This is a genomic window from Arthrobacter sp. CC3 (genome assembly GCF_039907775.1).
In the GTDB taxonomy this organism is placed as follows: domain Bacteria; phylum Actinomycetota; class Actinomycetes; order Actinomycetales; family Micrococcaceae; genus Arthrobacter.
Window position 1 is genome coordinate 1 of record NZ_JARCCY010000004.1, and the last position, 12031, is coordinate 12031.

Annotated in this window: 11 protein-coding genes; 4 read left to right on the forward strand and 7 right to left on the reverse strand. The window is 65.5% G+C overall.

Annotated elements, in window-relative coordinates; translation table 11 throughout:
* Positions 1-174 precede the first annotated feature (174 nt).
* Both PV761_RS03015 and PV761_RS03020 read right to left on the reverse strand, forming a co-directional pair.
* Entirely contained in the window at positions 175-2289 is a 2115-nt protein-coding gene (locus PV761_RS03015; RefSeq protein WP_347894242.1) for an acyl-CoA dehydrogenase, read from the reverse strand.
* Positions 2286-2996 carry a TetR/AcrR family transcriptional regulator gene (locus PV761_RS03020; protein WP_347894696.1) on the reverse strand — a complete coding sequence of 237 codons (711 nt, stop codon included), beginning with the start codon at positions 2994-2996 and terminating at the stop codon, positions 2286-2288. The genes PV761_RS03015 and PV761_RS03020 overlap by 4 nt, the downstream gene beginning before the upstream one ends.
* A gap of 120 nt (positions 2997-3116) precedes the next feature.
* Here PV761_RS03020 and PV761_RS03025 point away from each other — a divergent pair, with 120 nt between their 5' ends.
* The 3 genes from PV761_RS03025 to PV761_RS03035 are packed head-to-tail and all read left to right on the forward strand — an operon-like array spanning position 3117 to position 6746.
* Positions 3117-4487: an acetyl-CoA C-acetyltransferase gene (locus PV761_RS03025; protein ID WP_347894244.1), complete on the forward strand. Its 1371-nt coding sequence runs from the start codon at positions 3117-3119 to the stop codon at positions 4485-4487.
* Positions 4488-4497: 10 nt separating this feature from the next.
* Positions 4498-5838, forward strand: a complete 1341-nt coding sequence (locus PV761_RS03030) for a 3-oxoacyl-ACP reductase (protein ID WP_347894246.1) — start codon at positions 4498-4500, stop codon at positions 5836-5838.
* Positions 5835-6746: a MaoC/PaaZ C-terminal domain-containing protein gene (locus PV761_RS03035; protein ID WP_347894248.1), complete on the forward strand. Its 912-nt coding sequence runs from the start codon at positions 5835-5837 to the stop codon at positions 6744-6746. The genes PV761_RS03030 and PV761_RS03035 overlap by 4 nt, the downstream gene beginning before the upstream one ends.
* Before the next feature lies 1 nt (position 6747).
* On the opposite strand, the gene PV761_RS03040 is transcribed toward PV761_RS03035, so the two are convergent.
* The 5 genes from PV761_RS03040 to PV761_RS03060 are packed head-to-tail and all read right to left on the reverse strand — an operon-like array spanning position 6748 to position 11296.
* Positions 6748-7869 carry an FUSC family protein gene (locus PV761_RS03040; RefSeq protein WP_347894250.1) on the reverse strand — a complete coding sequence of 374 codons (1122 nt, stop codon included), beginning with the start codon at positions 7867-7869 and terminating at the stop codon, positions 6748-6750.
* Positions 7870-7916: 47 nt separating this feature from the next.
* On the reverse strand, positions 7917-9056 hold the full coding sequence (locus PV761_RS03045) for a serine hydrolase domain-containing protein (protein ID WP_347894252.1): 1140 nt from the start codon (positions 9054-9056) through the stop codon (positions 7917-7919).
* Positions 9057-9092: 36 nt separating this feature from the next.
* On the reverse strand, positions 9093-10175 hold the full coding sequence (locus tag PV761_RS03050; protein ID WP_347894254.1) for a glutathione S-transferase family protein: 1083 nt from the start codon (positions 10173-10175) through the stop codon (positions 9093-9095).
* Between the two features lie 9 nt (positions 10176-10184).
* A complete protein-coding gene (locus PV761_RS03055) occupies positions 10185-10934 on the reverse strand; it encodes a M50 family metallopeptidase (protein ID WP_028269241.1) in 750 nt (249 codons plus the stop codon).
* Positions 10931-11296, reverse strand: a complete 366-nt coding sequence (locus PV761_RS03060; protein ID WP_347894256.1) for a TraR/DksA family transcriptional regulator — start codon at positions 11294-11296, stop codon at positions 10931-10933. Before PV761_RS03060 ends, PV761_RS03055 begins: the two co-directional genes overlap by 4 nt.
* Before the next feature lie 175 nt (positions 11297-11471).
* Here PV761_RS03060 and PV761_RS03065 point away from each other — a divergent pair, with 175 nt between their 5' ends.
* A complete protein-coding gene (locus PV761_RS03065) occupies positions 11472-11990 on the forward strand; it encodes a hemerythrin domain-containing protein (RefSeq protein ID WP_347894258.1) in 519 nt (172 codons plus the stop codon).
* The last annotated feature ends 41 nt before the right edge of the window (positions 11991-12031 follow it).

Below are 12031 nucleotides of genomic sequence, written 5' to 3' on the forward strand. Positions count from 1 at the left end.
TTCCCACCCCACCTCACGATGACGCAGTTGCCATTGGCTAGAAGTTAAACCACCTTCTCCTTCAGAGGACTCACACCTCCAAGCAAATGCCCATGCTGGGCGTACAACGACGACGGCGCCGCCCCCGCTTAAGGGGGCGGCGCCGTCGTGGTTTCCCGCCTGCGTGAGTTCTACCTAGCGGCGCGGAGGCTGGGAATCACGCGCCTTCTTCGCAAGAAGGACTTTCTCGTCAACGGGGGCCTTGCCGTCGGCGCGCTGCGAACGGAAGTACGCCCGTGCTTCGTCCTGCCGGATCTTCTCAGCGCCGGTCGCAATCGCCGCCCGGAGATGTTCCGGTCCGTACCCGAAGGCATCCACCAAATCCACGGCGTGCGGCCGGATCTTGACCAGAAGCCGGTTGATATAGTCGCCCACCGTGCGCGCACGCTGCATCGACAGCCGCCCGTTCATGAGGTACCAGGACAGGTTCTTCTCGATGAGCGAGAGTCCGAACAGGTCCCGCAGCCAGGTCAGCACCCGCTTGGTGCCCGGGTCCTTCACGTTCGCCAGGGCCTCGGTGAAGGCCTCCCACTGCAGTAGTTCCGCATGTGCCTGCGCCGCTTCGATGAGTTCGTGCTGGCGCTGGTTGAACGCCTCGGCAGCCTTCTGCTGCGGCAGTTTGTTCGTCCCCTTCAGTGCGGCACCCGCTTCAGCAACCATGGTCTGCACCCGGTCGGTCAGCAGCAACCGCTGGGTGCCCTCGTCCCGCAGCGCGATGGCAGCCTTCTGCACGGAGCCCGTGTCGGCCACGAACTGGGCTACCTGGCGAAGGCCCGTCCGGTGGACTGCGGTCCCGGCGGCCTGGCTCACCACGTAGCGGGCCAACACCCCGACGTCGACGTTGCGGAATTCCTTGGCGTAGTCCGCCAGGAGCCGCTTGGCCACCAGCTGGAGCAGCACCGTGTTGTCACCTTCGAAAGTGACATAGACGTCCAGGTCGGCGCGCAGGGATGCAAAGCGGTTCTCAATCAGGAACCCGGCGCCGCCGCAGGCCTCGCGGCATTCCTGGAGCGTGTCGAGGGCATGCCAGGTGCTGAGCGGTTTGAGCGCGGCGGCCAGGGTCTCGAGGTCCTGGCGGTCCTCGTCGGTGTCGTGGGCGCCTGAGAACACGTCGTCGAACTTCTGGAGCAACTGCTCGTGGGCAAAGCCTGCGGCGTAAGTCGTGGCAAGAAGGGTGAACAGCCGCCGCTGGTGGCGCTGGTAGTCGAGCAGCACCTCCTCGTCAGTGTGCGATGAAGCGTTGAACTGGCGGCGTTCAGTGGCGTACTGGATGGCGGTCTTAAGGGCGATCTTGCTGGCAGCCACAGCAGCACCGTCCAGCGAGACCCGGCCCTGGACCAGGGTTCCCAGCATGGTGAAGAAACGGCGGCCGGGGCTGGCAATGGGAGAGGTGTAGGCGCCGTCGATGTCAACGTTGCCGTAGCGGTTGAGCAGGTTGGTCCGGGGGATGCGGACGTTGCTGAAATGCAGCCGGCCGTTGTCGATGCCGTTCAGGCCGCCTTTGACGCCGTCGTCCTCACCGCCGACGCCCGGCAGGAATTCCTTGGTTTCCGGATCCCGCAGGTCCACGTAGAAGGCGTGGACTCCGTGGTTGACGCCGCCGGTGACCAGCTGGGCGAACACCACGGCGCCAAGTCCGTCTATGGCGGCGTTGCCGATGTAGTCCTTCCACGCGGCACGGAACGGTGTGTTGACCACGAATTCCTGCGTGGCCGGATCAAAGGTCGCCGTGGTGGCAATGCTGGCAACATCTGAGCCGTGCCCGGTTTCAGTCATCGCGAAGCAGCCGGGGATGTCCAGATTCATGATGCCGGGCAGCCACTTGGCATGGTGTTCCTCCGTGCCCAGGTGCATCACAGCCGAACCAAACAGGCCCCACTGGACGCCAGCCTTGATTTGCAGCGACGGATCGGCCGTGACAAGTTCCTCGAACCCGGCGATGTTGCCGCCGTGATCATCGGAACCGCCCAGCGACGCGGGAAAGGCGCGGTGGACGGCACCGTTGTCCACCAGGTACTTGAGCTGGCCGAATGTGCGCTTCCGGTGCTCCGTATGGGTCAGGCCCTCTGTCTTGTACAGTTCGGGGCGGCCTGCCAGCTCGCGCGAATGCAGGCGGATCCGGGCCCACTTGCCCAGGAGCTGCTCACCAAGCGCAGCGACGTCGACGGACGGCGTAGCGTCGGCGCGGTGGTGTGCGCGGGCGGCGGGGCGGCTTGCCTGGCTGGCGGGGCGGTCAACTACGTCAGTCATGTCGATTCCTTCTTTGGTTCTGACAATTCACTAGGGGTCGGATTGAGTGGATCCAAGACTTCGAGTTCCGGGGCTATCCCGACGCACAGCCAGGCCGTGATCTGGCGGGCCATTGTTTCCTGGTCGGGTTTGTTCGTTGATTCCGGCGTGGCAAGCCACTGCTCCCCGGCATTCCGCACGAGACCGATCGCCGCCGTTGGCCAATACCCGATCACGGCTTCTTTGCCTGCGCCGAGGTGTTCCCGCATGGGCCGGGCGATCATGTCGCGGACTTCTTCGAAGAAGTGGCCAAGGGCGCCGGCGGCGGCCATTCCTCCGGTGGTCGTTCCCGGCTCGCCCGCAGAGTAGGTGGTAACGAATGTGTAGACGTGGGGGCTGGTTTCGGCCATTTGAAGGTACGCGGAGACCATGGCCAGAAGCCCTTCCCGCGGCGTTTGCGCACTCTGCGCGGCTTCCTGGATACGGCGCTGCATCTGGCTGAGCACTACCTCGCCGACTGCTTGCTGCAGCCCGGCTTTGTCGCCGAAATAGCGGTAGAACACGGACTTTGACGTGCCTGCTGCGGCCGCGACGTCCTCCATGGAAGCGTCGCTCCCCAGGGCATGGACCGCCTTTCGAGCCGATTTGATCAGTTCGCGCCGTCGCTCCTCACGGTGCGACTGCCAGCGGGCAGCGCGTCCGTCGACGGCCGTGCCGCTTGCGGAAATACCGCCGGGGGAGTTGCCGTCCCGGGGCTCGGGAGGATCAACGGGGGGAATGTTCACGATACTCAGCGTATCAGGTACGCTGGGTATCGGTAATCAGAGTTCAGCCAAAGGAGACAGCACATGTCCTTTACCGGACAGTCCGCCACCGGACCAGAGGAATCATCCACCAGCCAAGCGGCCACACATGGACGGGACTCGTTGCGCAAAGCTGTGGTGGTCGGCGGAAACCGGATTCCGTTCGCGCGGACCGGCGGCGCCTACACCAAGTCTTCGAACCAGGACATGCTGACGGCAGCCCTGGACGGCCTGATTGCCCGTTTCGGCCTTCAGGATGAACGGATCGGCGAGGTTGCCGCCGGCGCAGTGCTTAAGCACTCCCGCGACTTCAACCTCACCCGGGAGGCAGTTCTCGGCTCAGCCCTCTCCGCGGAAACTCCCGCCTACGACCTCCAGCAGGCATGTGCCACAGGACTCGAAACGGTCCTGGGCCTGGCCAACAAGATCAAGCTTGGACAGATTGATTCGGCGATTGCCGGTGGCGTCGATTCCGCGTCCGATGCGCCGATTGCCGTGAGCAAGGGCCTGCGCGAGGTGCTGCTGGACCTCAACAGGGCCAAAACTCTGCCCCAGCGGATTCAGGTCCTGAGCCGCCTGCGTCCCAAGGACCTGGCACCCGACGCACCCAACACGGGGGAGCCCCGGACCGGACTCTCCATGGGTGAGCACCAGGCGCTCACCACCGCACAGTGGAAGATCACGCGGGAAGCCCAGGACCAGTTGGCGTACAACAGCCACCGCAACCTCGCCGCCGCCTACGATGCAGGCTTTTTCGACGATCTGCTCACGCCCTATCGCGGCCTGACCCGGGACTCGAACCTCCGCGCTGACACCACCTTGGAAAAGCTGGCGACACTCAAGCCCGTCTTCGGCAAGAACCTTGGAGCCGAGGCAACCATGACAGCGGGCAACTCCACGCCGCTCACCGACGGTGCGTCCACCGTGCTGCTTGCCTCGGAGGAATGGGCGGACGCCCACGAACTGCCCAAACTCGCCACGGTAGTCGACGGCGAGGCGGCCGCCGTCGACTTCGTCCACGGCAAGGACGGCTTGTTGATGGCGCCGGCATTCGCCGTGCCGCGCCTGCTGGCCCGCAATGGCCTGACGCTCGATGACATCGACTTCTTCGAGATCCACGAAGCGTTTGCCGGTACCGTCCTCAGCACCCTGGCCGCCTGGGAAGACGAGGAATTCGGGCGTACTCGCCTGGGCCTGGACGGGGCGCTGGGCAGCATCGACCGGTCCACCCTGAACGTCAACGGTTCGTCGCTGGCAGCGGGGCACCCGTTCGCTGCTACCGGCGGCCGGATCGTGGCCTCCCTGGCGAAGATGCTCCACGACAAGGGCCGGGTGGACGGACGTCCGGCCCGCGGCCTGATTTCCATCTGCGCTGCCGGCGGCCAGGGCGTCGTCGCCATTCTTGAAGGATTCTAAGGAGGCCGGCGTGACGGACAAATACACACAATTCGTAAGCCATGGCATCGGCAAGGATGTTGCCAGGAAGCTGGGCCTGCCGCAGCCGGTAGTGCTCCGGCGTCACCAGCCGGGACAGCCCCTGGTCCCCGGTCCGATCCTGGTTCAGGGCTCCAGTGACGGCGCCGACGAACTGGCGGCCGCCCTTTTGTCCTGGGACCTCGACGTCCGCCGGCATGCGGTGCCCCGGGAAAAGCTGGGCGCCATCATCCTGGTTCTGGACGAACTGTCACGCCCGGAGGATCTGGAACGGCCGGTCCTCGCCGCAGCGGCGTCCATCCGGGATTTGTCACCCAGCGCCCGGGTCGTGACGGTGTCCCGGACTGCGACTGGTGCGCCGGGTGCGGCGTCTGCCGCAGCACGCCAGGGTGTGGACGGGCTACTGCGATCCCTGGCCAAGGAGTTGCGCGCCGGCGCCACGGCAAACGGCATTGTCCTTGCGGACGGGGTAACCACCACCAGTCCCAGCGCCTTGGGAGCACTGCGGTTCTTCCTCTCCGGCCGGTCGGCTTTCGTCGACGGCCAGTTCCTGACCATCGCCTCCGGGGAGGGGACACTGCCGGCCGATCCAGACAAGCCGCTGGCCGGAAAGGTCGCAGTCGTGACCGGTGCCGCCCGCGGCATCGGCGCGGCAATTGCACGCACGCTCCACCGGGACGGCGCCACCCTGGTGGTTGTTGACATTCCTGCCGCCGGCGACCACTTGGCCGCAGTGGCCAACGAGGTCCGCGGCACGGCACTGCAGCTGGACATTACCCGGGAGGACGCCGGGCAGCGGATCATCGACCACGCCGTGGGCAGGCACGGGCGCCTGGACATTGTTGTCCACAACGCAGGCATTACCCGGGACAAGTTGCTGGCCAATATGGATCCGGACCGCTGGAATTCCGTCATTGCCGTCAACATTGCCGCCCAGCTGCGCATCAATGAGGCCCTGCTGGCCTCCGAGCATTTCCGCAACTCTCCACGGATTGTTTCGGTTGCCTCCACCAGCGGTATCGCAGGCAACCGCGGTCAAACGAATTACGCGGCGTCGAAAGGCGGCGTGATGGGCATGGTGCGCGCCACGGCACCCCTCCTGGCGAAACGCCACGGATCCATCAATGCCGTTGCTCCGGGCTTCATCGAAACCGAAATGACTGCCCGGATTCCGTTTGCCACCCGCGAAGTTGCCCGGCGCCTGAACTCCCTCCAGCAGGGTGGCCGGCCCGGAGACGTCGCAGAGGCGATCGCTTTCCTGGCGAGCGATGCCGCCGGCGGCATTACCGGCGACGTGCTGCGGGTGTGCGGACAGAACCTGGTGGGCGCATGACCGGTGCCCAGCCCGTGATCCTTGGGGACATGCCGTCGTTATCCAAGCTCTATGTGAATGCCGCGGCCACCGCCGCACGGCGCCGGGTGCTGGGCACTGACGCGGGGATCACTCTTCCACCCTGCGGGCATGAAGTGAGGGGGGTGACGGCCGAGGTAGGAAACCTCACCGCCTACCAGCATCTGGTGGGCGAGACGGCAAGCGACATTCTGCCTGCCGGATTCATTCACGCCCTGGCGTTTCCGGTATCCATGAGCGTCATGAACCGCGACGATTTTCCGCTGCCGCTGCTGGGAATGGTGCACTTGGCCAACAGAGTGGAGCAGCACGGAGCCATCCTGTTCACTGAAGCCCTGGACATCACGTCTTGGGCCGAGAACCTGGGCGGCCACCGTGCCGGCACGGAGGTTGATATCGTCGCGGTGGTCCGGCGAGCCGGTGAATCCACGATCCTTTGGAAGGGAACTTCCACATACCTGGCCAAGGGCGTCTTCCTCCCCGGCATCGACAAGCCCTCAGCACCGGCTGCACCTGCGACGTTCTCAGCGCCGGATCCCACGGCGCTGTGGCAGTTGGGGGTTGACACGGGAAGGGCCTACGCGGCCGTGTCCGGCGACTTCAACCCCATCCACCTGAGCGTGCTCTCGGCCAAGGCCCTGGGTCTACGGCGTTCCATAGCGCACGGCATGTACCTGGCCTCGCGGGCACTTGCCGACGTGGGCGCCGTGAAGGGGGAGTCCTTCCGCTGGGATGTTTCGTTTGAAGCGCCGGTGTTCCTGCCGGCACGCGTCGCACTGGACATCAGTTCGGTCAATTCCCCTTCGGGGGCCTGGGTGCGCTCCAGCTACGCCGCATGGAATCCGCGGTCCGGCCGCAGGCATTTCACGGGCAGCGTAAGTGCGCTATAGCTCAGGACTGCCCGGCCGCGACCACCCTGAGGATCCGGTGCAGATTCAACACGATTGATTCGGCGGCGCTGGGGGCATCCGGGTTGACGTCATCGGATGCCATCCGCTCTGCCAGTGCGTCCACGGCCGTTTTGGCTGCCTCAATCAGCTCGTTTTGCTTTTCCGGATGCTCGTCTTCCATGGACCGCAGGACCTCGCTGACCGCGGCCAGTGCATCAGCCAGCGGCTCGCTGTAGGGCAGCGGGATGACGAAGGGCACGTCCTTGTCCCAGATGACATCAGACAGCACTTCGGTCATGTCCTGAATGTGGAAGGTCACGCTCTCAAGGCCCCGGACGTTTTTGTAGTCACGGTCCAGATCGTGCGGGTGGAGCCGGCGCCGTGGATTGACCTGCCGGCTTGCATCGGCCTTCTGGACGGCGGCCCTGACGGCCCGGGCGGATTGGGCGAGCTCCTCCGAACGCACTGCCCAGTCGGAGTGTTCGGGCGGCCATTTTTCCCTCAGCGCTTCGCCCATGTCCGACAGCTGCTTTGCGAGCGCCCAGCGGAGTTCGGCGAGGCTGAGGGCTGCGGCTTTGAAGTGCAGCGGCGGGAAAACCAGCATGTTGACCGCGATACCCACGGCGACTCCGACTCCCATCTGAACCAGGTAGCCGAAGGAGAAGTCGTCCGGGTTGTTTCCGCCCACCAACAGGACGAGCAGGGCCGCCGTCGGAATCCAGTCCCGGCCGGCCCCAAGACGGGGCAGCCCGGCCAACAGGACCCCGAGCCCCATAAAGATGGCCACGGTGATTGGCGAGGGATCGCTGACGCTGACCAGCACGAAGGCCAGGCCGATGCCCATCGCGAGCCCCACCAGCGTCTGGACGCCCTGCTTCATGGAACCCGACACGTTCTCGTACATGGCGACCAGCGCGCCGAGCGGGGCGTAATACGGGTACTGGGCCGCGGCGCCGGGCATCAGCGGAGCAATGAGGAAGGCGAGGCCGGCTGCAAGGCCTGCCTTGGCGGCCAGCTGAAGCCGCGGACCTGACAAGGCAACGGCAACGCTGTCCGTCAGGGATTGCCGTATATTGCCGACCCGCGAAGGGGTGGCCTCGTCCTGCTGTTTTGAAGTAGCCATCTGGCCCCACCATAAAGGTGTCCGGAGACTGCTACAAGTGGATAAACCTACTCACGGGTAGGCACTGGGGCCGTGGCCCGATCAGTGGAGGCGGCCGCCTGACGGGCCGCGTGGGCCAGCCGGTGTGCGCGGCCCGGGGTCCTGCCTTCCTCCTGGGTTCCAGGCACGTAGCCGAAGGCGAGGTCGTAGGCGGGATCCGCAAAGCCCAGCGCGGCACTGGCACCTTCGTGGCCGAACGCGCGGTGGCTGCCGAAGTTGCGGCTGGGGTGCGGCTTCATAAAGACAACAGCAAAGGCATTGTCGAGCCCGGACGCACGGTCCAGCCCCCAGACCTGTTCCTCGGACATGGTCCTGATGGTTTCCGGTGACAGGAAGGCCGGACGGCCCTCGAGGCCTGTGGTGGCGGCGGCGTATAGCCGCGCCAGGCCCTCAGCCGATCCCACCCCTCCGGCACTGCTCATGCCATGTTCGCGAATGACTCTCTGGTTGGGCAGTTCCATCACCATGCTCACCGCCGCATTCCCGTTGAGGCCTTCAATTCCCATGGGATCCAGCCACGGCTGGCCGGGATCGACGGTGTACAGCACGTCCCGGTAACGGGGCTCCTGCTCCGCCGGGAGCCCAAGGAAAAAGTCGACGCCGAACGGCAGCCGGATGCGTGAAGCGTACAGCTCCTGGAGGGTACTGCCGGCGACGCGGCGGCAGAGTTCCTCCATGATGATGCCTATGGTCAGGGCGTGGTATCCGAACGTGGAGCCCGGCCGCCACAGCGGCGGCGATGCCGCCAGCTTTCCGGCCGCATCCGCCGTCGTGAATTCACTGAGCGCAAATCCTCCTTCCACCCCAAGCAGCCCGGCCCTGTGGGAGAGCGCCTCGCGGACCGTGATGGTGTCCTTTCCATGGGCGGCGAATTCGGGCCAGTAGTGCGCCACCGTGCGGTCAAGGTCCAGCAGTCCGTCCTGGACCAGGAGGGCGATGACGAACGCACCCGCACCCTTCGAGCAGGAGTAGGTGCCCGTGATCGAGTCCGCTGCCAGGCGGGGCCCGCCGCTGAGGTCGAGCACTTTCGTGCCTGAACGGTAGGCGGCAAGCTGCGCGCTGTACTGCGGGTCATCGCGGAGGAACGAATCAAACAGGTCCCGGACGGCTTGGTATTCGGGCGCGGCAAAGCCTGACGAAAGTTGCATGGGACAACCCTAGCGGCGCGCCAGGATCACTCCCGGTCAGCGTGCACCGTGTCCCGCGGCAACTTCCTCGCCGCGGCGGACGGGACCGGGAGCCGTGCCGGCACCGAACGGGCGGCCGCCAAGGGCCTCGCGGCCGTGGGCTGTCAGCCATCCTGCCAGGTCCGGCCCCTGCGGGACGATTCCGGTGGGGTTGATGTCCTCGTGGACGATGTAATAGTGCTGCTTGATCTGCACGAAATCGATTGTGTCGCCGAATCCTGGTGTCTGGAACAGATCCCGTGAGTAGGCCCAAAGAGCCGGCATCTCGCTGAGTTTCTGCCGGTTGCACTTGAAGTGGCCGTGGTAGACGGCGTCGAAACGGACCAGTGTGGTGAACAGCCGCACGTCCGCTTCGGTGATGGTGTCGCCCACCAGGTACCGCTGGCCGGCAAGGCGTTCCTCCAGCCAGTCCAAGGCGGTCCACAGGCGCGTGTACGCGGCGTCGTAGGCGTCCTGCGAGCCCGCAAAACCGCAGCGGTAGACGCCGTTGTTCACCTCAGTAAACACCCGCTTGTTGACCTCGTCGATCTCGGTCCTGAGGTGGGCGGGGTAGAGCTCCGGGGCTCCGGGCCGGTGGAACGCCGTCCACTCGGTGGAGAAGTCCAGCGTTATCTGCGGGAAGTTGTTGGTGACCACGCCGCCTGAGCGTACGTCGACGATGGCCGGCACCGTAATTCCACGGGGGTACTCCGGGAACCTCTTGAAATAGGCATCCTGGATCCGCTCAATCCCGAGGACTGGATCAACGCCGCCCGGGTCCAGGTCAAAGGTCCATGACCGCGCGTCATGCGTAGGCCCGGGCTGTCCCAGGGAGATTGCATCCTCCAGCCCGAGCAGCCTGCGGACGATGACTGTCCGGTTCGCCCACGGGCAGGCACGGGCCGCGATCAGGCGGTACCGTCCGGCTTCCACCGGCCAGCCCGGCTCCCCGTTCCGGCCCGGCGCGCCATCCCTGGTGATCCGGTCCTCGATGTAGTTGGTGTCCCGGGTGAATTCTTCACCGCCGGTGACGTATGCGCCCTTGGTGCTGAAGCCGGGGTCGGAAGAGTGATCGGCCGCGGTGCGGGAAACTGAAGTCATACGTCCACCCTATTGGCTCAGTAGTGCCGCAAACACCCGGGCCATGGGCTGCCACGCCACCCACCACGAACCGGCAACCACTGCGGCGAAGAGCAGGATCCAGACGGCCGCGGGGACGGACGTGGCCCGGTAGAGCAGATGCGCGTCGGATGTGGGCAGCCTGTCCCGCCGCCGCAGGTGCACGTTTGACAGTTTGGCCAGGTCGCGGACGGCGGCCACCAGCAGGGCGAGGCCCAGCGCAATCACCACATGGCCGGTGAACTGCGGCGGGACGAAGAGCACCAGGAGTGCGCTGCCCGCGACTGCTGCGGATGTGATGAGCAGTCCCATGGCGTTGCGGATGAACAGGAACGAACCCACCAGGATCAATGTGCCGACGGACATCGCCGCCGGTCCCCAGCCGTTGAAACCTGACCACACCATGGCCGCCCCCACCACCCCGGGCACGGGGTAGCCCCAGAAGGTGGACCAGACCGCGGGGAAACGGCCCCTGCTGTAGGTGGTGGTGGTCCCGGAGTGGTCCAGGCTCAGCCTGATGCCGCCCAGGCGCTGCCCGGACATGAGGGCAGCAAACGCATGCCCGAGTTCATGGGTGACGGTGGCCAGCAGCCCGAAGTACCGCCAGGAAGCCCGGGGGAGCGACAACACCGTGGCAAGCACCACCACAATCAATAGTTCTGTCGCCGTCACCTGCGGCGCGGGCAACTGGGAGAAGCCCGCAACGATCCGCTCCCATAAAGGGCCGGCTACATCCGTCATCGCTTCGGACCTGACGTGCCGCCGGCGTGATCGATGCAATAGGGCGTCCAGGGGCGGGCTTCGAGCCGGCCTTCGGCAATTGCCACGCCGCAGATTTCACACTGGCCGTAGCTGCCTTTTGCTATCCGGGCTAGGGCAGCCTCAACCTGCGCAAGCGTGGCGCTGCTTTGCTTCATCAGCGCTGCAGCCTGCGAGAGTTCAAAGGCAATGGTGGCGCCTTCCGGATCATGCTCGTCATCGACGTTCGAGTTCTGGCGCGCGGCGTTCGCGGCGGTGATGTCGGCACGAAGCGCCGGCAGCAATGTCGTTTTCCGGGCGCGCTCGGATTCAAGCAGGATCCGGAACCTCTCGACGTCGACCATAGTATTCAAGGCTAGCCCGGCGCGGGGGCGGAGCCTAAAGGGCGCAGGTTTTTCGGGCCATAAGACCCCTCACCGCCGGACCGTGCGTACGTAGAGTGAAATTGCGAATAGTCAGTAACCGCCCGGTGAGGGGCCGCCCGCCGGACGGCAGGCGCGCACGAGACCGGGAGGGACCATGAACCATCCGTCAGAGAAGGACCAGGCTGCGGAGAACGAAGCCCTGGAGGCTGTGGAAAGGCACCACACGAGCATGCTGAAACGCCTCACAGCCCTTGTTACCGCTTTGACGAACTCGGTGGAGAACCGCGACGCCGGGGGCGAGCATGATGCGCACGAGGTATTGCTGGAGTGGTGCGAAAACGAGCTGGTGCCCCATGCCCTTGCCGAAGAAGGTCCCCTCTATGGCGGGCCCCGGAAAACGGCCGAAGCGAGGCTGCTGGTTGAAGGCATGCTGGCAGAACACCAGGCGATCGTGGCTCTCGTGGAAGAGTTCCGCGGCGCCCGGGGCGTGGCCGCTGCCGTAGCAGCGGGCGCCATTCAACGCATCTTTGCCCTGCACCTGGATAAAGAGAACAGGCTCCTGATGCCATTCGTGGTGTCATCATCCGATCTGTCCCTGGCCGAAGCTGTCTCCGGGCTGCACGAGCTCGTGGGGGAGGAACACGCGCACCACCCGGGGAGTGCGCATCACTAGGACCGCGGACGCAGCAGCACGAAAATACGTGGCGGCGGTGT

Bases quoted from the DNA above. Each gene is read 5' to 3' on its own strand.
- PV761_RS03015 (WP_347894242.1), bottom strand. From the start codon at position 2,289: ATGACTGACGTAGTTGACCGCCCCGCCAGCCAGGCAAGCCGCCCCGCC.
- PV761_RS03025 (WP_347894244.1), top strand. From the start codon at position 3,117: ATGTCCTTTACCGGACAGTCCGCCACCGGACCAGAGGAATCATCCACC.
- PV761_RS03035 (WP_347894248.1), top strand. From the start codon at position 5,835: ATGACCGGTGCCCAGCCCGTGATCCTTGGGGACATGCCGTCGTTATCC.
- PV761_RS03040 (WP_347894250.1), bottom strand. From the start codon at position 7,869: ATGGCTACTTCAAAACAGCAGGACGAGGCCACCCCTTCGCGGGTCGGC.
- PV761_RS03045 (WP_347894252.1), bottom strand. From the start codon at position 9,056: ATGCAACTTTCGTCAGGCTTTGCCGCGCCCGAATACCAAGCCGTCCGG.
- PV761_RS03050 (WP_347894254.1), bottom strand. From the start codon at position 10,175: ATGACTTCAGTTTCCCGCACCGCGGCCGATCACTCTTCCGACCCCGGC.
- PV761_RS03055 (WP_028269241.1), bottom strand. From the start codon at position 10,934: ATGACGGATGTAGCCGGCCCTTTATGGGAGCGGATCGTTGCGGGCTTC.
- PV761_RS03060 (WP_347894256.1), bottom strand. From the start codon at position 11,296: ATGGTCGACGTCGAGAGGTTCCGGATCCTGCTTGAATCCGAGCGCGCC.
- PV761_RS03065 (WP_347894258.1), top strand. From the start codon at position 11,472: ATGAACCATCCGTCAGAGAAGGACCAGGCTGCGGAGAACGAAGCCCTG.